24 protein-coding genes are annotated in these 20,621 nt (G+C 49.8%); 16 read left to right on the forward strand and 8 right to left on the reverse strand.

What is annotated here, in order from left to right; all coding sequences use genetic code 11:
- Positions 1 to 66: 66 nt before the first annotated feature.
- Positions 67 to 1,422 carry a sensor histidine kinase gene (locus tag GJ688_RS06460; protein ID WP_155475730.1) on the reverse strand — a complete coding sequence of 452 codons (1,356 nt, stop codon included), beginning with the start codon at positions 1,420 to 1,422 and terminating at the stop codon, positions 67 to 69.
- A complete protein-coding gene (locus tag GJ688_RS06465) occupies positions 1,419 to 2,126 on the reverse strand; it encodes a response regulator transcription factor (protein WP_155475731.1) in 708 nt (235 codons plus the stop codon). Before GJ688_RS06465 ends, GJ688_RS06460 begins: the two co-directional genes overlap by 4 nt.
- A 103-nt stretch (positions 2,127 to 2,229) precedes the next feature.
- Here GJ688_RS06465 and GJ688_RS06470 point away from each other — a divergent pair, with 103 nt between their 5' ends.
- The 5 genes from GJ688_RS06470 (at position 2,230) to GJ688_RS06490 (ending at position 8,481) form a co-directional block, all read left to right on the forward strand.
- Complete coding sequence (locus GJ688_RS06470; protein WP_155475732.1) at positions 2,230 to 2,688, forward strand: hypothetical protein; 459 nt, start codon at positions 2,230 to 2,232, stop codon at positions 2,686 to 2,688.
- 74 nt (positions 2,689 to 2,762) lie between these two features.
- The gene (locus GJ688_RS06475) at positions 2,763 to 3,635 is read left to right on the forward strand and encodes a YitT family protein (RefSeq protein ID WP_155475733.1); all 873 of its coding nucleotides are present in this window, start codon (positions 2,763 to 2,765) and stop codon (positions 3,633 to 3,635) included.
- Positions 3,636 to 3,813: 178 nt separating this feature from the next.
- Positions 3,814 to 5,046, forward strand: coding sequence for an HD-GYP domain-containing protein (locus GJ688_RS06480; RefSeq protein WP_155475734.1), 1,233 nt, complete (start codon positions 3,814 to 3,816; stop codon positions 5,044 to 5,046).
- 167 nt (positions 5,047 to 5,213) lie between these two features.
- Positions 5,214 to 6,263, forward strand: coding sequence for a hypothetical protein (locus tag GJ688_RS06485; protein ID WP_170291738.1), 1,050 nt, complete (start codon positions 5,214 to 5,216; stop codon positions 6,261 to 6,263).
- 223 nt (positions 6,264 to 6,486) lie between these two features.
- A complete protein-coding gene (locus GJ688_RS06490) occupies positions 6,487 to 8,481 on the forward strand; it encodes a methyl-accepting chemotaxis protein (protein WP_170291739.1) in 1,995 nt (664 codons plus the stop codon).
- A gap of 16 nt (positions 8,482 to 8,497) precedes the next feature.
- Here GJ688_RS06490 and GJ688_RS06495 read toward each other — a convergent pair whose 3' ends face one another.
- The 6 genes from GJ688_RS06495 to GJ688_RS06520 all read right to left on the reverse strand — a co-directional run bounded on the left by GJ688_RS06495 (position 8,498) and on the right by GJ688_RS06520 (position 13,071).
- The gene (locus GJ688_RS06495; RefSeq protein WP_155475737.1) at positions 8,498 to 8,665 is read right to left on the reverse strand and encodes a hypothetical protein; all 168 of its coding nucleotides are present in this window, start codon (positions 8,663 to 8,665) and stop codon (positions 8,498 to 8,500) included.
- A gap of 39 nt (positions 8,666 to 8,704) precedes the next feature.
- Positions 8,705 to 8,965, reverse strand: a complete 261-nt coding sequence (locus GJ688_RS06500; RefSeq protein WP_207708767.1) for a hypothetical protein — start codon at positions 8,963 to 8,965, stop codon at positions 8,705 to 8,707.
- Between the two features lie 10 nt (positions 8,966 to 8,975).
- On the reverse strand, positions 8,976 to 10,181 hold the full coding sequence (locus GJ688_RS06505) for an ABC transporter permease (RefSeq protein ID WP_155475739.1): 1,206 nt from the start codon (positions 10,179 to 10,181) through the stop codon (positions 8,976 to 8,978).
- On the reverse strand, positions 10,178 to 10,849 hold the full coding sequence (locus tag GJ688_RS06510; protein WP_328597326.1) for an ABC transporter ATP-binding protein: 672 nt from the start codon (positions 10,847 to 10,849) through the stop codon (positions 10,178 to 10,180). Before GJ688_RS06510 ends, GJ688_RS06505 begins: the two co-directional genes overlap by 4 nt.
- A 65-nt stretch (positions 10,850 to 10,914) precedes the next feature.
- Positions 10,915 to 11,802 (reverse strand): efflux RND transporter periplasmic adaptor subunit, encoded by an 888-nt coding sequence (locus GJ688_RS06515; RefSeq protein WP_170291740.1) that lies wholly within the window; start codon positions 11,800 to 11,802, stop codon positions 10,915 to 10,917.
- A 90-nt stretch (positions 11,803 to 11,892) separates the two neighbouring features.
- Positions 11,893 to 13,071: a class I SAM-dependent methyltransferase gene (locus GJ688_RS06520; protein ID WP_170291741.1), complete on the reverse strand. Its 1,179-nt coding sequence runs from the start codon at positions 13,069 to 13,071 to the stop codon at positions 11,893 to 11,895.
- A gap of 188 nt (positions 13,072 to 13,259) precedes the next feature.
- On the opposite strand from GJ688_RS06520, the gene rd reads away from it, so the two are divergent.
- From rd to GJ688_RS06575, 11 genes are all read left to right on the forward strand, one after another.
- Entirely contained in the window at positions 13,260 to 13,418 is a 159-nt protein-coding gene (gene rd / locus GJ688_RS06525) for a rubredoxin (RefSeq protein WP_155475811.1), read from the forward strand.
- A 215-nt stretch (positions 13,419 to 13,633) separates the two neighbouring features.
- Positions 13,634 to 14,053 (forward strand): ferritin-like domain-containing protein, encoded by a 420-nt coding sequence (locus tag GJ688_RS06530; protein ID WP_155475743.1) that lies wholly within the window; start codon positions 13,634 to 13,636, stop codon positions 14,051 to 14,053.
- A 318-nt stretch (positions 14,054 to 14,371) separates the two neighbouring features.
- A complete protein-coding gene (locus GJ688_RS06535) occupies positions 14,372 to 15,223 on the forward strand; it encodes a PHP domain-containing protein (protein ID WP_155475744.1) in 852 nt (283 codons plus the stop codon).
- The gene (gene queD / locus GJ688_RS06540; RefSeq protein ID WP_155475745.1) at positions 15,216 to 15,608 is read left to right on the forward strand and encodes a 6-carboxytetrahydropterin synthase QueD; all 393 of its coding nucleotides are present in this window, start codon (positions 15,216 to 15,218) and stop codon (positions 15,606 to 15,608) included. Before GJ688_RS06535 ends, queD begins: the two co-directional genes overlap by 8 nt.
- A 21-nt stretch (positions 15,609 to 15,629) precedes the next feature.
- Positions 15,630 to 16,217, forward strand: a complete 588-nt coding sequence (locus GJ688_RS06545) for a hypothetical protein (protein WP_155475746.1) — start codon at positions 15,630 to 15,632, stop codon at positions 16,215 to 16,217.
- A complete protein-coding gene (locus tag GJ688_RS06550) occupies positions 16,217 to 16,924 on the forward strand; it encodes a YkgJ family cysteine cluster protein (RefSeq protein WP_155475747.1) in 708 nt (235 codons plus the stop codon). Before GJ688_RS06545 ends, GJ688_RS06550 begins: the two co-directional genes overlap by 1 nt.
- Before the next feature lie 80 nt (positions 16,925 to 17,004).
- Positions 17,005 to 17,355, forward strand: a complete 351-nt coding sequence (locus tag GJ688_RS06555; RefSeq protein ID WP_170291742.1) for an STAS domain-containing protein — start codon at positions 17,005 to 17,007, stop codon at positions 17,353 to 17,355.
- Between the two features lie 9 nt (positions 17,356 to 17,364).
- Positions 17,365 to 17,976 carry a chemotaxis protein CheC gene (locus GJ688_RS06560; protein ID WP_155475749.1) on the forward strand — a complete coding sequence of 204 codons (612 nt, stop codon included), beginning with the start codon at positions 17,365 to 17,367 and terminating at the stop codon, positions 17,974 to 17,976.
- A 192-nt stretch (positions 17,977 to 18,168) separates the two neighbouring features.
- On the forward strand, positions 18,169 to 18,504 hold the full coding sequence (locus tag GJ688_RS06565; protein ID WP_170291743.1) for an STAS domain-containing protein: 336 nt from the start codon (positions 18,169 to 18,171) through the stop codon (positions 18,502 to 18,504).
- Positions 18,505 to 18,517: 13 nt separating this feature from the next.
- A complete protein-coding gene (locus GJ688_RS06570; protein ID WP_155475751.1) occupies positions 18,518 to 20,221 on the forward strand; it encodes a methyl-accepting chemotaxis protein in 1,704 nt (567 codons plus the stop codon).
- Positions 20,222 to 20,273: 52 nt separating this feature from the next.
- A complete protein-coding gene (locus tag GJ688_RS06575) occupies positions 20,274 to 20,507 on the forward strand; it encodes a DUF1858 domain-containing protein (protein WP_155475752.1) in 234 nt (77 codons plus the stop codon).
- The last annotated feature ends 114 nt before the right edge of the window (positions 20,508 to 20,621 follow it).

The following is a 20,621-nucleotide window of genomic DNA, read 5'->3' on the forward strand; positions in this document are numbered from 1 at the left end:
CTCCGCCGGTATTTAGACACCGGCAGGATTGCGATGGTCTAATTTTACCGGACAGATTTGAAGAAGTTATGAAGATAGGGGAAGGGAAAAGACAACCGTCGTTCCTCGCGATGATGTGTCTGATATGGAGACATCTCCACCATGGGCGATAGCGATCGCTTTAACCAGGGCCAATCCGATACCGGATCCCCCTTTTAAACGGGTTCTAGACTTGTCCCCCCGGTAAAACCGTTCAAATACAAAGGGGATATCGGCCGGATCGATGCCGGTACCTGTATCCGAGACAGAAAGACGGGCCAAACCAAGCCCCTCTGCAGAATCTTCCCGGCTCAAGGTCACTTGAATACTTCCCCGTGGCCGGTTATATTTGATGGCATTTTCAATCAAGTTTACGACCAGTTGGGTTAGCCGCCGCTCATCACCGTTTACTATTAAACTGTCTGCACTTACTACGGTAAATAGCAAACCCTTATCGGCTATTTTCGGACGCAGACTTTCACAAATTCCCTTGACGAGGCGGCCAAAGTCGAGGGGCTGAAAATCGTAGGTCAAACCTACCTCTGCCGTGGCCAGCGATTCCAGATCGCTGACGAGATTTTTCAATCGAAGTGTCTCCTGGTAACAGGCGTCTAACAGATCGGCCGTAGGCGACCAGACTCCGTCACGGAACGCTTCTAAGTATCCCTGCAGCGTCGATATGGGGGTGCGAAGCTCATGGGCCACGTCGGCCGTTAAGGTCTTTCGCAGAGCTTCCTGATGCCGAAGGGACTCGGCGAGGTGGTTCATCGCCAGGCCCAAATCGCCGATCTCGTCCTTGCGATCGATAGTGACCTGGGACGAAAGATTTCCAGAGCGCAGTTGCAGGGCGACCTGCCGCATTTGAATCAAGGGTACGACCAGGTAGCGTCCGACGATCATGCTGATGAAAAAGGCGAGCAGACCTGTCGCCGACGTAGCCAGCCAGAAGGTTTCATTGAGTTGGCCCATAAAGGTCATTTCCTGATCGGTCAGCGTAAGTTCCGCCTCCGGATAGAGCAAGTACAGTGTCCCGAGGTAGTCGTTACCTGCATAAAGAGACGTGGAGTGATAATTCCAGGTCGTCTTTTCTGTGGATTGACCATGGGACATGGGAACAGGGCTTTCCCAAAACAGCTCGCCTGTAGGAGACTCCAGCCGGAGTTGATAACCTTCCATCATCACCTGGTGGCCATAGAAGGTTAAGGACCCCTTGGAGATAGCTCCTGTTTGTGTATATTCGGCGATCAGATTATTGGCGATCTGCTGGTAGTAGGCATAATGGCGCTGGTGTACGTAGTGTTCAAAGTTCCGCTGGACCGACCAGTTGGAAATGAGAACGGCCACGATGATGGCGGCGACAGCGACCCCGGTAAAGGCGAGCCCTAGTTTGGTCTGCAGTCTCATTTTTCTACACCGAACTTGTATCCCGTTCCGAAGACAGTCAGGATATAGCGAGGCTGCTTTGGCTGGTCTTCGATTTTTTGCCGTAAATTCTTGATGTGGGCATCAATGGTGCGGTCGTAACCATCAAAATCGTGCCCAAGAGCCTGCTCAATCAGTTGAGCCCGGGTGTAGGTGACACCGGGATGTTTCGCTAAGGTGACAAGCAGGCGGAATTCGATGGCTGTCAGGGGAATGATAGCCTTGTCCTTCAGCACCTCCTGTTTCGTCACCTTGATCACCAAACGATCGGCATCGAAGCCCATTTCTTCCATCAACGGCGCCCCATGGCTTTGGCTTCTTCGCAGCAGAGCTCGAACCCGGGCGACGACCTCTTTTGGACTGAAGGGCTTCGTCACATAATCATCGGCACCTAAGGAAAGGCCTTCGATGACATGCTGCTCTCCCGCCTTGGCAGTGAGCATAAGGATAGGGATATTGCTTTCCCGCCGGACCTGCCGGCAAATCTCCTCGCCGCTCATATCGGGAAGCATCCGGTCCAGGATGATCAAATCGGGCTTCCACTGATGAAATTCCCGTAGACCCGCCTTGCCGTCTGCCGCTTCATTGACTTGATACCCTTCTTGCTGAAGATAAGCATGAATCAATTTCAACAAGTTTAGTTCGTCATCGACGACGAGAATGCGTATGTTTTCATTTGTTAACATAGGCTCCACTCCTGTAAGGAAAAATTTTGTCGTCTGTTTATCACCAGGAACGTGGTAAAATAAACTATATGCGTTTAGAAAGCTAGAGCGGAGGAGGCAGGCCATGACAATCACTAAAGATAGATATAAAATGTATCTCTTTGGCTTGGCTCTCCTGATCGCCTTCGTCTTCATGGTCGGCGTGCCGATCTGGGGCGGTGAAGTGGCGACTCTTTCCAGAGCGGACCAAGCCGTTACCGTTGCACCATCATCGCATTGGCTCTTCGGTCATGGATCAGAGTTGCCTGCCGACTTATTTACTATCGCTCCTGACTTACGCTTTTACGAGCATGATTTGCTTAATTTTATATCCATACTAGTTCTATGCTTATTCCTGAAGCAATCGACGATACACCGAATTATCCTATGGTACATCCGCAAAAGCTTGTTAAGACCCAAAATACTACAAGCAGATACAAAAAGTAAAGTAACCACTTGGCGGTATTTGAATGTTCGAAAGGTGGTTACATCGAATGGTTATGGTTTTTCATGTTGTCAAAGTTGCCCGGCAAGGGCTTGTTGAAAACCAGAAGAAATTAAAAAATTCCTCTCTAATAAAGAAACCGAGCGATGCTTTTCAGAGAGGAGGAATAAAGCATGACACCGACACAGCACAAAAAACAGTCTCTGACGAAAATAATTAAGCGTTCCCTCTTCCTCGCTCTCGGTGCCTTGCTGGTATCGGTAGCCCTGGAGATTTTCTTAGTCCCCAACGAGATTATCGACGGAGGAGTCATCGGCATATCGATTATCTTATCGGCGGTTTTCAAGGTTCCCTTAGGCGTGTTTATCTTCGCTCTTAATCTTCCTTTTTTGATCATCGCCTATAAACAGATCGGCAAAACCTTTACCTTATCGACCCTATACAGCGTTGCCTGTCTGGCTCTCTTCGTCCACTTTATCCACGGGACTCCACTGTTGACGAAAGATTTGCTACTCGCTTCCGTCTTTGGAGGGATTATTCTCGGCATCGGTGTGGGGATCATCCTTCGCTACAGCGGTTCCCTCGACGGCACAGAGATTCTGGCCATTATTTTGACGAGGCGGATCGCTTTCTCCGTCGGGGAGATCATCATGTTTTTCAACCTGTTCATCCTCGGCAGTGCTGGTTTCGTCTTTGGCTGGGAACAAGCCATGTATTCGTTGATCGCTTATTTCGTCGCCTTTAAGACGATCGACATCGTCTTAGAAGGCTTTGATGAGTCGAAGTCAGTGACGATCATCTCTAGTAACCCCACGGAAATCGCAGAAGCGATTATGGCTCGTCTGGGACGGGGCGTTACCTACCTCTTTGGAAAAGGAGGTTTCACGGGGGAAGAAAAAGAGATCCTCTACTGTGTGGTCACCCGATTGGAAATTGCTAAGCTCCGTGAAATTGTCCTTGAAATCGATCCCGATGCCTTTGTCGCCGTGGAACACGTAGCCGAAGTCATGGGTGGTCGTTTCGCCAAAAAAGCCATTCACCCCTAAAGAGAGAGCCCCATCATCATGCCCCTCGTCATCATGACAGGGGCTTTTTTATTCCCCCATTCCCTATAATCCCCGCGGTGCGAATGTAGGCCTTTTCTAGTGAAAAACCTTAGTCATCATTGAAGTGACAGTACTTTTCAATTAAAATGTGTACAAAATCACATAGTTGGAGGGCATCATGGCCGAAACGATACCATCAAAGTTATTTTTGCCGAACCTGATTGAAGGATTTGCCTTAGCCATCGATTTGGCCGAAGGAAAACCGCTGCAACATGCCTATACGGTGACCTATATTGCCATGAATATCGCTCGTGCCCTTGATATTTCCCTTAAAGATCGCAACGTCCTCTATTATGGCTCATTGCTTCACGATATCTCTTTTTCTTCACATAGAGGCCTCTGCCCCCTATGTCACACGATGGAGGAAAGAGGTGTATCATGCTTCGTACCTGTCCTATTGGAGGCTGATCAAGCAGTTCACCGCAGTCGAGAGTTATGGGACGGTAGTGGGCCCATTGGCTTGCAAGGAGACACAATCCCCTTAACCGCACGGATTCTAACCGTCGCTATTGCCGCTGAAAAGGCCGGAGGGGAGCGACGGGATTTCTGGTCATGGCGGCAGCAAGTTCAAGACTGCCTACTGAAGCAAAATGAAAAGCTTTATGACCCGCAAATCATAGATGCACTTAAGGGTTTATTTCGAGAGCGTCGATTTAGTCTGGACTTGATGTCGCTGCATCACGATCGGATGATAGAGCCCTTTCAACCGAATGATTTTGTTCCCTCTGTAAGCGAAACTATTGACATCATGGGTAATGCCTTTGCTCTTTTTATTGACCAGAAAACCCCTTACACAGCGAACCATAGCCGTGATGTGGCACAAGTCGCCCGTGAAATCGCCAAAGCGATGGGAATGGATGAAGCAACGCAGCACAGTATTTACTTAGCAGGTTTGCTTCACGACCTAGGGAAAATTGCTATCCCTAATTCCATCTTAGAGAAGCCGGGAACATTGACAATAGAAGAATTCAACATCATCAAAAACCACCCTTATTATTCTGACTTTATCCTCAATCGAATACCCGAACTGGAAAGGATAAGTCTATGGGCGGCGGCCCACCATGAACGGCTTGATGGAACAGGATATTTTTTAGGATTACAAAAAGAAGCGATCCCCCTGGAGGCACGAATTATCGCCGTAGCCGATGTCTACGCGGCATTAGCTGTCGATCGTCCTTACCGCAAGAAGCTAGAGCCGAAAGAGATCATAGAGATCATAAAAGATATGGCCATAAAGAAACATTTAGATAGAAATGTCTCAGACACGCTCTTTAGTATTCTAGACCATAATCCATCCTTGCTCTCCCCGTCCGGTATTGTCGGGATTAGCGAATCCATATCGTCTACATAACCAGAGCATAAGTCAGGGCAAATCGACCCTTTATCTTTTACAGATTTCGTTTTCAGTTGAAAGCGTCTAGCCTTGGAAAAGATAGACTTCACCTTGCACCATAATTTTCCGTCGGTCATAGATTGTATGGAAAATTATGAACGTCTCGTTCTTCTGGAGGTGAAGTGATGGTACGGAAACAAGGCGCGCGGCGCCGAAAAAATAAACAAAAAGCTCGAGTGGGAAACCAAAAAAGCGGGATTTCCCAACAGGTCCGGCACAGGGAAAATAGGGAAGTCAGAAAGAAAAGAAATCCGAAGGGTCGGAAAAAGACGTCAAGGTCAGTAAAGGCATTAAAGGCGAAAAAAAAGCCTTCTGTGACACCTCCATGGCCGCTGGAGGAGAACGATGACACCGTAAACGAATCGGTGGAAACGAAAGCAGAGGGAGGTTCGAGTCTCAGTTCACTCTTTTCCCTCTTTGGCCTTGGAAATAAAGAACAAGAAGATGAAAAGGGAACGAACGACAAGGAATCAGGTGATATCGATAGTCCCGCTGGTTCGGACAATTCCGATGGGCCCTATAGTTCCAACAGTGACAAGGACAAAGAGAAAGAAGCTTCTCCAGTGACCAGGCAAAGAGGTATCCGAACAAAGAAATCAGCTTCAGCAACGAAAAATAGTGGTTCCAAATCAAACGCAGAAGACGATCCGATTGCCGCGACTCTTCCCGTACTCGCCAATTTATTTAACGGATTAAAAGGAGCAGAAGGGGACTCAGATCCTTCCGGTGACAGCGATTCCTTATCCCTAATTAAAAATTTGATGGCAAAAGGCCTCGATCTGAATGCTGTCGGCGGTGAGATTCAAAAGCTTAGAGGCAACGTAGAGAAGATGGAGACTGTTATGAAGGAAGCCGATGGTGCGATCGATTCCATTGTACGAACGATGGGTTATTTTGGCGTAAAGCCGAAGCGGGGCGGATGGGCTTGGAAGCGTATGCAGAAGTTGCGTCAGCAAGAGGCGCAAGCAGCCAAAGCCAACGCCGCCGGAACGGGAGCAGGAGGATTAGATCTGGGAGCCATGATGAACTTAGCTTCCATGTTTATGCCCGGTCTTGGCGGCGGAGGAGGTTCGGGCGGATCATCCGGGATTATGGGCCTGGCCAGCAGTCTCTTAAAGATGCCGGCTGCCCAGAATCTGCTCATCGATGGGATCGCTAAATTTTTGAAAAAGTAACCCACTATCAAAGGCCACCCCGAAAGGAAAGGCAAAACGATAGTCATATGAAATGAACGAGGCGGAACATGACGGCAGCTTTGAGACAGCGAGACTGTCTCTTTTTACATTAATTTTTCATATCTTGATAAGGAATAGCTTTACAGGGATCTGCGCTAGTAATTATACTAACAATATATTATTTTACATTTGTATAAACGTTTGTATCACAAGGAGGCCTACGATGATCCAGGGCTCAAAGTGGTCTTTAAGTCGTAAGATGGTGCTGTTGATTTTATTGGTACTCGTCTTACCCATCGCGACTATTGGTCTGTACCTTTATGCCAACGTGACCCATGAGATGCTGGGCATCGAAAAAGAACGAACCACCAATTCCACGCGGGCGGCCAAAAGCCTGATTGATAAAATGGGCAGCCGGTTGATGGACGCGATGAAACCGAACGCCTACTGGGAAGACAATCATAAAGCCGTCGACGACAGGGATATTGCCTGGATCGAAGAAAACATCAACGTCATGACGGGTGTGGTCTCCAATCTTCACATTATCTGTACGACCGATCTCGAAGGAAACGTGTTAAGCCAGGTCGGTGATGTAAAAGAATTTTCCAGAAAGATGGCTGTTCCGGCGATCTCCGACAGACTGAAAAAGGAGTCCAGTTTTTCCGGTCTAGTCCTCACCTCGAAAGGATTAGCGATGGTGGCCGTCTCGAAAATTACCGATGAGCAGGGTCAGGCGACGCCGACAGGCGTACTGATCTTTGGACGGATCCTCGATAACAAAGCCTTGGAAGAGATCAAAGCCACCCTGCAGGAAGATGTAGTCCTCCTGACCAGTTCAGATCTATGTTTAACTACGACGGAAGAAGTAGCGCCAGAGAAGTTAAAAGGGTATATGCCTGTACTCATGGAACCATCCGCTGTAGATGTCTTTGAATCGACAGTTAAAAATAATTTGCTAACGTCACAAGTACTCTCCCCTTTTACCGACATCGGCGGTACCCCTTTAGGAGTCATCTATATCGGTCATGTGGCTGAAGCGAACAGCCGAGTGGCCAGCCAACTAAAAGCGACTAGCCTAATGGCTGGCGCTGTGATCGCTCTCTTGCTTTTCGTCGTCATCATGCTTCTTCGCCGGCAGATCGTCAAACCGATAGACATGATGGCTGTAAATGCGAAAGAAATAGCTGACGGGACTTTAAGTCAGCCTCTCGAACCTGAACTTGTCCGACGGAACGATGAAATAGGCCAATTGGCTCAAGCTTTTGAGTTAATGCGGGCCAACCTAAGGGAACTCATTGAAGGTGTATCCAACGTATCAGCTTCCGTGGCCGGGCTATCGAAGGAACTGTCCCTGTCTGCCCAAGACACAGACAAGGCCTCGAACCAAGTGGCGCAAGCGATCAAAGAGGTGGCCGATGGTGCGGCCTATCAGTCGGAACATGTAGCATCAATCTTGAAAATGATGAAGAATACGGAAGAACAGGTGGAGATGGGGCAACAAGAAGCGTTGAAGACGGCCGAAAATGCCCTAGCTTCTACCGAGGCGGCTCATCAAGGCCAAATGGTGATGACCACGGCTATGACTGGATTAGGCCGGGTAAAAGAGACTGTCGAGGCTGCTACCCAATCAATCCAAAGACTGATGGTCCGTTCGGGAGAAATCAGCGATATTGTTACTATCATCAGCGACATCTCCAATCAGACGAACCTGCTGGCCTTAAACGCGGCGATCGAGGCAGCCCGAGCCGGAGAGCAGGGCCGGGGATTTGCTGTCGTGGCAGAGGAAGTGCGTAAATTAGCCGAAGAGTCTAAAGGATCAGCAGAGAAGATCACCCGGTTAATTCAAGACATCCTTGCTGAAACGGCAGAGACGGTCCGGGCCATGGAGTCGAACCGTGAAGCTGTTGACGGGCAGGTCGGAGTGATCCACCAGAGCGAACGTGCTTTAGTCACTATGGTTGCCAAAGTCGAACAGACAGAAGCCGACTCCCAGAAAATACGCGAGATATTTGGCACGCTGAAGGGGAATGCCATCCGCGTTCTTGACTCACTAAAAAGTGTGGCTGACATCACAGACGAATCCGCTGCCGCTTCAGAACACGTGGCTGCAGCTGCCGAAGAACAGTCGGCTACGGTGGAGACTATCGCGGAAAACTCGGTAAAGCTGGCCGCACTGGCGGAGCGGATGCGGCAAGACATAAGCAAGTTTGAACTTTAAAACCACAAGCCACCTCTTATGAGGTGGCTTGTGGTTTTCTGCGGAAGCGGATTTTACGGAAGCGGAACCCCTGTGGCCGGCGTGAAAACTTGTCCAAACTCTTATCGCCCATGATCATTCCAAGGGCAACTCCGGTGAGCAATAACCCTAGTGAGCCAAAGAGACCCCGAAACATTCTGCCCATCCTGCACACCTCCGAAGATAGTATGCAGAGGATGCGGAATTATATGAACTGCCGGGGAATTTCCAAGCGCCGGTCGCTGCCGCATTGAGGGCAGACGAATAGGTGTACACAATCATGGGAACTGGCTTGTTGAAGAACTTCTCGGCTCATGTCTCCGTCAAGTTCGTCGTCGATATCATAGGGGCTGTAGGGTTGAGCGAAATCTTCCAGCCGCCCTCGATCTTCCATGAGGGTGCTGCACCGTCGACAGGGGACGGAGATACGGGCAATTCCGTTGCAAGCGGGGCATATCCATTCCATCACATTCATCCTATTCGTAGCGCAGAGCGCTGATGGGATCCAGTCGAGATGCTTGTCGGGCAGGATAAAGACCGAAGATTAAACCGATACCGGTTGCACAGAGAATACCCAGCAGGAAGGCTTCCATAGATATGTTGCTAAACCAACTGCCGGTTGTTTTCCAACCGGCCCAGAAGATGAGGCCGTTGATGGTGACGAGAGAGAACAGGGAACCAAGTACGCCGCCGATAGCCCCTAAAAAGAGTGCCTCCAGTAAAAATTGAGCCATCACCTGATTCGGTGTTGCTCCTAAGGCCCGGCGGATACCGATCTCTCGGGTTCGTTCCCGAACGGAGACCAGCATGATGTTCATGATACCGATCCCTCCGACAGCGAGAGAGACCGAAGCAATACAGGTGAGAAAGGTTGTCAACGTTCCCAGGATCTTTTCACTGACCTTCAAAGCGTCATTTTGTGAAAAGACTTGAATGTCCTTTTGGGGATGGGTTTTCGCGAGGACCGATAAAATGCGCTCCCGGATAAGAGATACTTTCTCAGGTTCATCGGCACGCACGAAAATGACACCAATGTTGCGAAAGCCGGAGATATCCTGAACAACTGTAACTGGTGCCACGACGACTTGATCTCGGTCGTGGCCCAAGGTTCGTCCTTTTTCCTTCAACGTGCCAATCACTTGAAAGGTGGTCCCGTTAAGCCGAATCGTATGTCCTTCGGCATCGCCGTTGCCAAAAAGCTGAGCTTTAGTTTTCGCACCCAAAAGAACGACACGTCGGTGAGCCATAACTTCACTGGACTGAAAAAAGCGTCCCCCGGCCAGTTCATAGTTTTGCACCTGCAGGAAATCAGCTGTGTCGCCGTAGAGAGTGACATTGAGACTATTGTGGTTTGTCTCTGCCCGGGCTGGAATGGTTAAATTTGCATTGACTGTTTCGACGCCGTTGATCGTCTTTAATCGCTCCGCATCTCGCAATGTCAGGTTCATTTTGATGAACCCCGGCCCATGTCCTCCGTCATCTCGACCGGGCATGACCATGAGCAAGCCTGAACCCAACTCAGATATTTGCCCAGATACTTGTCGACGGACTGTATCTCCCAGAGACATGAGGGTAACTACAGCAAAAATGCCGATGACGATGCCAAGCACCGTTAGCGCTGAGCGCAGACGGTGAGCGATCAAGCCCTCGAAGGCCATCAGAATAAACTCACGCAGGTTCACACCAGTCTCCCGTCCTTTATGGTGATGATCCGGTCAGCCCAGCGGGCCACATCAGGGTCATGGGTCACCACAATGATCGTTTTCCCCTCTCGGTGCAGCGTGGAAAATAAGCGAAGAATATCTTTGCCTGTGCGTTGATCCAGGTTGCCTGTTGGTTCATCGGCGAGAATCAAAGCCGGTTCAAGAGCCAATGCCCGGGCGATACCGACGCGCTGTCGCTCGCCGCCAGAAAGTTCATTGGGACGATGGTGAAGACGGTGGCCCAATCCGACGCGCTCTAAGAGATCTTTGGACCGTTCCCGGCGATCTTCGGTAGAGACACCGCCATAGAGCATGGGGATTTCTACATTGCGCCAAGCCGTCAAGCGAGGCAGTAGATGGAAGGACTGAAAGACAAAGCCGATGGTTCGGTTGCGCACCTTGCATAAGTCCCGCTCAGCTAATTCGTCCACGTCTTGATCGGCCAACCGGTATCGTCCCCGGCTGGGTCGATCCATACAGCCGATGATGTTCATCAAGGTCGATTTACCGCTTCCCGAAGGCCCCATAATGGATAGGGCCTCTCCCGGTCGGACCTGCAAGTCGATTCCTTGCAGCACCCGAAGGATCTGAGAACCATAGGGAAAATCTTTCCCTACCCCTTGTATGTCGATGAGCGGTTGCTCCACGGCAGTCCTCCTATTTGAAGTGCTCAATTTAACCGGTTCAGGTGGTAGAAGGTTTCTCTGTACGCTCATGTTTTCGTCCTTGTTTTGGAACGAACGCTTTGACCGGATGTCAATTGCACACCATGGGGGATGATCACCCGGTCGCCTGGTTGCAGGCCTGATAAGACCTGGGCATAGTTGTCATCGCGCAGTCCCACATCGACCTTGACAGCCGCAGCCCGTCCGCCTCGGAGAGCATAGACATAGGTATCGCCCCCTGTGTCCCAGAGCGAGTCTACGCTCACCCGCACGGCATCTTCTGTCTCCTCCAGGATGACCCGACCTTCCGCTGTCATACCCACATACAATTTCACCTGTGGCGGTACACTGAGCAGGACTCGAAAACCTTTATTCCCCTCATGGTCCCGGCTCACCATTCGAGATATGTTGAGGACTTTTCCAGTGAAGGTCTCACCAGAATAACCGGTCAAGGACCACAGCACAGGTTGACCTTGACTCAGCTTCAATACATCGGTCTCGTCCACCATGGCTTGAATGACTAAGTCTGAAGGATCTGCCACCTCTGCCAAAGGGGTGCCGGGAGGGACCCAGCTACCGTTGACCACTTTCTTTTCGATCAATTGTCCTGCAATCGAACTCGTCAGAGACTGTCCGCCAACCTGTGCGACGGCTTCGTTCGCCGATACCCGCTGTCCCTCCTCGACGAGCCACTCAATCGGTCCAGGGAGTGAGGAAAAGATGGTGATCTGCCGCTTCGTCTTCACCTCACCGCTGATCCAAAGATCTTTCTGCACCGGGCCTTGATCGACAGCGACTGTTTCCACCTCCGTCGGTCCAGGCAACAAGTACCAGACTGTCAACAACAGGGCTAAAAGGACAAGCCCTCCAATCGAAGCCCGTGATGAGGGAAGCTGTTGAGGCTTGTATTTGAGCCAGATCTTGCCTACATTCACGAAAGCACCTCCTATGAAAAAGAAAATACCAAAGGACCTAAGAAAGGTACCTTTGGTATTTTTGCCTAATTTTTTCAATTCTATGAGCGACTAACGCAATCGCAGCTGATGTAATCCCAGCAGCGAATCAGTATAAATACCTTTGGACTGGATCAACACCTTGAAGATTTCCCCCATTCCGCCGGGCATGAGCAGCTTTTTCAGAGCTTGCCGTTGCCGGAACTCTTGTACGGTCATCTCTGAGGTCATGGCGAAGTCATCAGGGCGCAACAAACCGGACAAGAACCACATCTGATTCGTCAGCCCGAGATTATGCCACCCCAGTTCGGTGCCGACCCTTTGCAGGGCTGTATAATCCAGATGGGCAGTCATATCTTTTTCCCCGGCCTTGGAAAGGGGAGCGGGGTCAGCCCGATGCTGGTGATAACACATGAGGGTACCGTCCATGCGGACGTTATCGTACAGTTCCGGTGCCTGATGACCGTAATCGATCGTCAGGATGAATCCTTGCCGGAGAAGACTGTCGACGGACGAGAGCCAGTCTGTTGCGGCCATGTTTACATCTACCACCTGGCCTTCATCAAGCACGATATGCTGACCACTGATATGGCGGTCTACCCAGGAAAGCAAACGAGGATCCGATAAGGGGCCTTTTTGCCATTGAAAGGGCTCGTCCCCATCGGAGGAGTTGGTCACATATAATTCAACAAAACGGCCTTCCGTCCATTGAAGCCGGTGTACCGGTAATGCGTCAAGAAACTCGTTTGTCAGTACACAGCCGCAGATGCCTGTAGGCAGTTCTTCCGGAGAAGACCAGCCGTAGGAACCGGCAATCGCTTGGGACGGTGCTTCGTAGATGGAGTAGGGGAGGGAGATCAGACGGTCTTCCTGCTGCCGGCGAAGGGCGGGGCTGATTTCTACCAGATGATAGATGAGAGACTCCTTTAAGAGTCGACTGGAAATAGATTCCAAGATGGCCTGAGCGAGGATGCCTCGCCCGGGACCGAATTCCACAATATGAAAGGGGACGGGCCGTTCAAGTTTGTCCCACATCTCTTCCAATTGGCGGGCGATCAAGCGACCGAAGAGGGGACTGATCTCGGGTGAGGTGATAAAGTCCCCAGCCGGGCCCATCGGCGGTTCACCCGATGTGTAGTAGCCGTATTGATGATGGTAGAGAGCCAGGTTCATAAAGTCCCGAAAGGGAATGGGACCCTCTTTTTCTATCGTTGAGAATATCTCTTGTTGAAGCGGTGTAAGATGTGTCATGGTAAGCCTCCTCGGATTCATCATACCATAGGCTGGGAGACGTCTTCATAGACGAACAGAGGGAAAATGACAGTCACGATGATTGTAGCTGTTAAGAATTATAAAAAACCTCGTAAGAATAGTCGAGAGACTTGGCAAAGATTCCTTCTGTTTGTTATGATGATGCACAAGAAAGGAGTGATTTTCTGATGAAAAAATATGGTTGTCTTGTTTGCGGCTATGTTTATGATCCTGCCAAAGGCGATCCCGATCACGGTATCGCTCCTGGAACCGCTTTTGAGGATCTTCCGGCTGATTGGGTTTGCCCTCTCTGCGGGGTAAGCAAAGACGAATTTGAACCTCTATAAGCGAATACCTATGGGACCAACTGCCCTGCTGATTTCGGCGGGGCAGTTGTCTTTTTTATCGGTTCACGTATAGGTTGTGCCTTTTCAGAGGATACTTAAGGGAGTCACCGATAAGAAAAAAATTCTGAAATATGGTTGACAATCCCAAACTAAATAGCTATACTAAAAATGCATAAAATCAGTAATAGTTATTATTAACTGGAGGTAATTCAGATATGGAAATCGTCAATGAAGTAAAACTAGGCGTCACAAAAGGCACTGTCGTAGAAGACGCCGTAAATGCCAATTTCCGCGGTGAAACGCAAGAAACAGGTCTCTATCTAGCTATGGCTCGTCAAGCTCAACGGCAAGGTTATCCTGAAGTCGCCGAGGTATTGAAGCGGATCGCTTGGGAAGAAGCGGAACATGCGGCTCATTTCGCTGAACTGAATGGCATGATTTCCGAATCTACCAAAGAGAACATCGAAAAAATGCTGGCCGGAGAACTCGGCGCCAACAAAGGTAAAAAGATGGCCGCCACCGACGCGAAGAAAAACGATATCGACGCTGCCCACGATTTCTTCGATGAGTCCTCCAAAGACGAAGCCCGTCATGCTCAAATGCTCAAAGGCTTGCTCGACCGCTATTTCAAATAATCTAAAAAAGTAAAATGTCTTAGAAAGAAAACAGAGCTCACCGAGGGCTCTGTTTTTTCGTTCAAGTTTATATTTATTCCTTCCGTGAAGAGGTATTATCGTACCGATTAGCAAAATCATTAGATGTCAAGGATTACTAGCAGAAGCCCTAACGGCTTGTAGAAACGTTTATTTCCGTCGACCCTATTGCACGTTGAGTCAAAATCTGAGGTGTTATGACGGAGCGAGCGATTTGGGTGGAGCGGCGTCGTGACACCTCGATTTACCATAAATGTAGCGCTAAGCGTTTCGGAGAATCAACGAGGAAGGGGCATCTCTGTGAAAAGAATCGATCTACACACTCATTCGACGGCTTCCGACGGTACTCTCACACCGCGGGAACTTGTCCATAGAGCTCAGCGGGAAGGTGTCACTTTGATGGCACTCACCGATCATGATACGACTGACGGGGTAGAGGAAGCGAAAGCAGCTGGAACAGAATTCGGAGTTCGAATCATCGCCGGTGTGGAATTGAGCGTCAATCATAATGAACGAGAGATGCACATTTTAGGCTATAATCTGGATATCGACCATCCTGAATTGCGAGCAGGATTGAAAGAGCTTCTCGAACACCGGAGCGAACGAAACCCAAAAATTATTCAACGCTTGCGGCGGTTGGGAATTCCGATTACTATGGAAGAAGTGATGCAAGAAGCGGGAAGCCAGGTCATTGGAAGACCCCATTTCGGTCGCCTTTTGGTCAAAAAAGGAGTCGTCTCATCTGTCGAAGAAGCTTTTGAGCGATTTCTGGCCAGCGGTAGACCGGCCTATGTCAAAAAGGAACGACTTCTCCCTGAAGAGGGGCTTGAACTGATTCGTCAGGCTCAGGGGGTTCCGGTGCTCGCACACCCTGTCTTCCTAGCGGAACGAACCTATGGAGAGCTAAAGGATCTCTTAACCAGGTTGAAAGCAGCCGGATTGATGGGAATTGAAGCCTATTATCCGGAACATTCCTTTGAAGACATTCAGATGTTTGTACGACTAGCCCGAGAACTGGAGTTACAGGTCACCGGAGGCAGTGACTTTCATGGCATCAATCGGAACGCTCGTTTAGGACGGATTTTACCGGATGGGGCACCGCTCCCGCCGGATCAGTGTAAAAAAATCGAGGAGTGGATCGCCCATGTATGAACTGATCGTTCAGACCCATTTCGATGCAGCCCACTTTTTAAGAGAATACCCCGGAAAATGTGCGCAAGTTCATGGACATACGTGGCAAGTGGAAGTGACGATTGTCGGTAGGGAACTGGACAAATTGGGGATGTTGGTCGATTTCGTTGACGTAAAACGTGCCCTGACGGCGATTTGTGAACAGTTGGATCACCGGATGATCAATGAACATCCCTGCTTCCAACAGACGAATCCGACGGCGGAGAACTTGTCCCGGTTCTTCTGTGAGGAACTAGCATCATGGTTGCAAGGAAATCACCCCCATCTCCGGGTTGGTGCCGTTCGGATTTGGGAATCGCCTCGGGCATCGGTTCGATATGTTCCGGAAGAGGAATGTACCGCTTAAATCATACCAAGGAGACAGGGAATGTTAACATACGAGGAAGTCTGGGACGATCTGCTCAGTGCGCTTGATGAAGCTGGTTTGGAACCCTTCGATGTACAGAATTTTATTGAGACAGGCACATGCTTGCGGGAGTTTCGCTGTTTTTGCCAAGTTCCCGGAGCTAGCACCGGTTCCGAAATCAAAACGGAGATCGCCTTTGTCTGGGACGCGGTAATGACGGCCCATTCAGTCTATGGGCTGGAGGCCCCCCAACCGGGATTTTCGCGGTCCATGACGCCGGACTTTGCGAGACGTGACGGATTTGGCAATGCCTTGGAATTAGAGATTAAATATTATTTTCCGGCAAAAAATTTCGAGTCAGCAGGATTTTTAACCCGAACCGTACAAAACATCATTATGGCAATTGTGGATCACCAAAACTTTCCCGAAGTCAATTTTGAGATCTCAGTAGCTCCTGATCATGTGGTCACCGTTCACCGGGCTTGTGCGTTCTACCGTTGGCCTGTCCCTCTCGATACGGAACGGCTGAAACTGACGCCTCTATGTAAAGAGATCGCTCGGGTCTTACATGCCCTTCATCATTCGGGCCATTTTGAGGAATCGGTATAATGCAAAAAGTACAATTGGAACCGCGGCAGTTTCCCGACGGTTGGGGATATGACATCGTAGCCTACCTGGCCGATGCTACGATTGCTGATTACCTTCTGGCGGTGGAAGACTTTTTTGATCGTTCGAAATGGAGCGGCCTGCGCCGGAATCAAGAGTTCACGGGCTGGTCATCCTGCGAGGGATGTCCCGGTTGCTGCAGTGAACGGATCCCCCTGACCATCGGCGATGCAGTTCACTTGGCTATGACCATCCCGGAACTGGCAGACAAAGCGAAAAGGTCCGGTGGATTCAGCAGTGAAGATATCCTTCAGGCGCTGAACGTGCACGGTGATATCCAAAAAGTAGGTCGAGTCATCGATGTGACCCTGCGCCGGATGGACCAGGGCCAGTGCGGGCTCTTTGACGATGAATCGCAGCGTTGCCGTTACCATCGGTATCGCCCCATGGTCTGTCGAACCTATTTTTGCTGCCCCATCTCTCACCGTGCCGAAAAGCTCCGGCTTCGTATCGTCAACGCCGGTGAAGATGAACTAGTGAGGCAAATTCTAGGGTCATCGGGTCGACCCTTACATTTGGAACGGGGAGTTCGACCTTCCGATTATCGAGAAAGTCACTGGACTGTGGCAGGCAGCTTAATTCCGTGGGATCTGGAAGCACGGGTCCGATTGGAACCGTTTACACTAGGCCTTGGCCTTGTCAGAAAATAAATCTAATGGTATGCTAGAAAAAAGTGTAATAGTTTTAATGAATATCTCTGAATTTGCAAAAAGAAAAGGGGTTGGCGCGGGTGTTGGAGTTCGAAGCTCGTAAACTCGACTCGTGCAACATCATTGACCTAAAAGGTGAGATTGACGGGATGGGCCTGGAACGTTTTAAAAAAGCGTTGACAGGAGCCGTTTCCGAAGAGTGTGATGCTGTCGTATTGAATTTTTCTCATGTTGTATTCATCAGCAGTTCTGGTTTGGGAGCGCTTGTCTCCTTCTATAAACTACTGAAAGCGGAAGACAAGCAATTGGCAGTATACGGATTGCGGGATGTCATCCGTCAGGTTTTTGAAATCGTGCGGTTGAATAAGGTCATTTCGATTGCGGACTCCGAAGCAGATGCCCTTGCTCTGGTCAGTGCTACAAAGGAGTGAGAGCTTATCATGGATTTTCTGAGCCTTAGCCCGATGCAAATGGACGCCCTGCGGGAAGTGGGGAATGTCGGGGCGGGAAATGCGGCTACCGCGTTATCTCAGATGGTGCAAAAAGCGATTGATATGAAAGTGCCCGCCTTGGGCGTCGTGCCATTTGATCAGGTGGCCGACCGTATGGGCGGGCCGGAATCGCTCGTTGCCGGCGTATACCTACGGGTCGAAGGTAAAGCACCGGCGAATTTGCTCTTTGTGCTGCCCATCGATTCAGCAAAAGCCCTTGTGGACATGTTGATGGGTTTGCCCACAGGAACTACCGAGGAGATCGGCGAGATCCAAGAATCTGCCCTCAAAGAGGTAGGTAACATCCTGGCAGGGACCTATTTAAATGCCTTATCCATGTTCACGCAGATCACCTTTGAACAATCTGTTCCGGCATTAGCGATGGACATGGCCGCAGCCATCATCAGCGTTGTCTTGGCCACTATCGCAGAAGTGGGAGACCATGCCCTCTTGTTGAGCACCGAATTCGTCGGAGAAAGTGAAGCGATTGAAGGATCCCTGTTCTTAATTCCCGAAGAAGGTTCCTTAGAACTCATTCTCGGTTCGCTGGGGCTCGCATAATTTCATTATTACACAAAAGAAATTTTAAACTCACCGCATAGGGTGAGTTTTTTATTATGCTTTTGTTAACTTATTTTTACAAAAGGTGATAAATCTGGTGCAGGTGAAGTACAATTATATTTAGAGCGGATTTAAATCCGGCCTCAAAGACCCCTGCAATTTTTGATTTCGATAACCAGGAGGCGAAAAAACGTGTTAACCGTGCAATACCGATCTGTCGGGGAGACAGACCTGTATTTCTTAGAGGGGTCCTTTAACGCCGTCGAAGCAGCCAAGTTTCGCGAAGATGTGGTAAAGCGGATGGAACAAGGGCGAATCAAGTTGATTCTAAATCTTGGCGGGATTGACTTCATCGATTCGGCTGGGCTCGGTTTTCTTGTGTCCATTCTGAAGACGACCGTAAAAATGGGCGGTCAATTACGGTTGAGCCATTTGACACCGTTAACCCAGGAAATATTTCAGATGACAAAGCTGGATCGAGTTTTTACGGTTGACGATACGGACGAACTGTCGGTTCGTTCCATATGAGGTGACGTAGCGAATGAGAATAGGTATTCGATGGAAAGTTCTCGGGGGATATTTAGCGATCGTTACACTTATTGTTACCGTTGCAACGGTCACCTATTTTAAAACAAGCGCCATTGATGCCTCCATTAATGACTTGGAGGATCACAGTATTCCGTTATTGGTTTCCGCTGAAAAGTTGACCAGCAATACCCATCAGGAAGTGGCTTTTCTGATGGGCTACCTTGCTTTGGGTAAACCGGAAATGGTTGATCAATTTAAACAAGCCTCTGCAGAGAACCATAGACTGATTGAAGAGATGAACAAGCTGGAATCCACTGACGAAGAGCGCAATCATATACGCAATATTTCTGCTCGGTTGGGCGTTTACGAAAAAATAGCCTGGGAGGAGATCATTCCAGCTTACCGGCGGGGAGATCAATCGGCGCTCAGTCAAGGATTGAACAAGTCTTACCCCATGATTCCCGGCGTGGTCGAGGCGGTAAACAGCCTCAAAGAATTAGGCGAGCAACGGATGGGGAAGGACATAGACCGTTCTCAAGAACGGGCCTATCAAGCGATCCAGTTGAGTTGGATCCTGGCGGTGATTGCCGCTGGCCTCAGCATTGCCGCAGCGTTGCTGCTTTCGAACGGAATTACTCGACCTTTGCGTGAGCTGGCAGAAAGTGCCCACCTTGTGGCCGAGGGGGATCTTACCCAGAAGGTGGAAGTTCACTCCGGTGATGAAATCGAAGACTTGGGGCATTCTTTTAACCGGATGGTTGATGAGCTTAGAAAATTGCTGGAAAAGGTCCAACAAACTTCGAAGCAATTGGCCGCCATTTCCACAGAGATTGGCGCATCGACGGAGGAAACGACGAAAACAGTAGAGCGGGTTGCCGGTGCGATGAACGCTGTTTCGGAAGGGACGACGGAACAAGTTCAATTAGTAGATAAAGCCTTTGACGACGTCGCTAAGATGTCGGCAGCCACCCATGAGATCACAGCGATCGTCTACAGGGCCGGCCAAGCTTCCCGAAAAACATTGGAACTGGCTCAAAGCGGAAATGAAGCGGTCGAGCATACATTAGGCAAGATGCAGGAAATCTGCGACACTGTTGACCATACGGCTCACGTCATCCAAGGGCTGACCGATAAGTCCCAGGCGATCGGTCAAATCGTCGAAGCGATTACCGGTATCGCCAGCCAGACGAATCTCTTGGCCTTGAACGCCGCCATCGAAGCGGCTCGCGCCGGGGAACAAGGGCGAGGATTCGCTGTCGTCGCCGACGAGGTGCGAAAGCTGGCTGAGGAATCGGCACAAAGCGCAGAACAGATCCGCCACTTGATCGGTGAGATCCGGGCTGAGATGGATCGAGCTGTCGAGGCCATGAGCAGGGGAACAGGAAAAGTTGCGGAAGGAACAACGGTGGCAACGAAGACCGGTGAAGCCTTTCAACAGATCACCCAAAGTCTGAAGGAGACGAACGAGTTGATCGAGGAGATCGGCCAAGCGGCGGAACAGCAGGCCATTGGGTCATCGGAGCAATTGATTGTCAACGTAGTGGCTGCTGTCGAACAAATCAAGAAGCTCGCCGATGTAAACGCCGGCAGTTCCCAGGAAGTGGCCGCGGCGACAGAAGAACAAACGGCGGCCATGGAAGAGATCAATGGGACCGTCCAGCATGTAAGTCAGATCGCCGGACAATTGGCAGCCGCATTGCAACAATTTAGAACTTGATGTATAATGCCCCCAGGGGGCTCTTGATCTGCCCTTTAAGGAGGTGGACTGAATGGTAATCACTGAAACTATGGGTATTGGGGAATGCGTAAGTAAATATCCTCAGACGGTACCTGTCTTCATGAGTTTTGGTATGGGTTGCCTCGGTTGTTCGGCGGCTCGCTTTGAAAACATCGGACAGGGCGCTCGCGCTCACGGCATCGAAGTCGATAAACTCATCGCTGAACTGAACAAAGTGGCTGGCCAAGGCCAAAGCGAATGCGGTTGCGGCTGTGGATGTGAATAAGTACATCAAATGTATGAAACCCTCGTTTATCGAGGGTTTTTCTTTTTTACCGATGCCTGTCTGATAATTTAGACAGTTATAAATAGATCTTAGATATTGTCGGGATTGATTATA

Source organism: Heliobacterium mobile (genome assembly GCF_009720735.1).
GTDB lineage: Bacteria > Bacillota > Desulfitobacteriia > Heliobacteriales > Heliobacteriaceae > Heliobacterium > Heliobacterium mobile.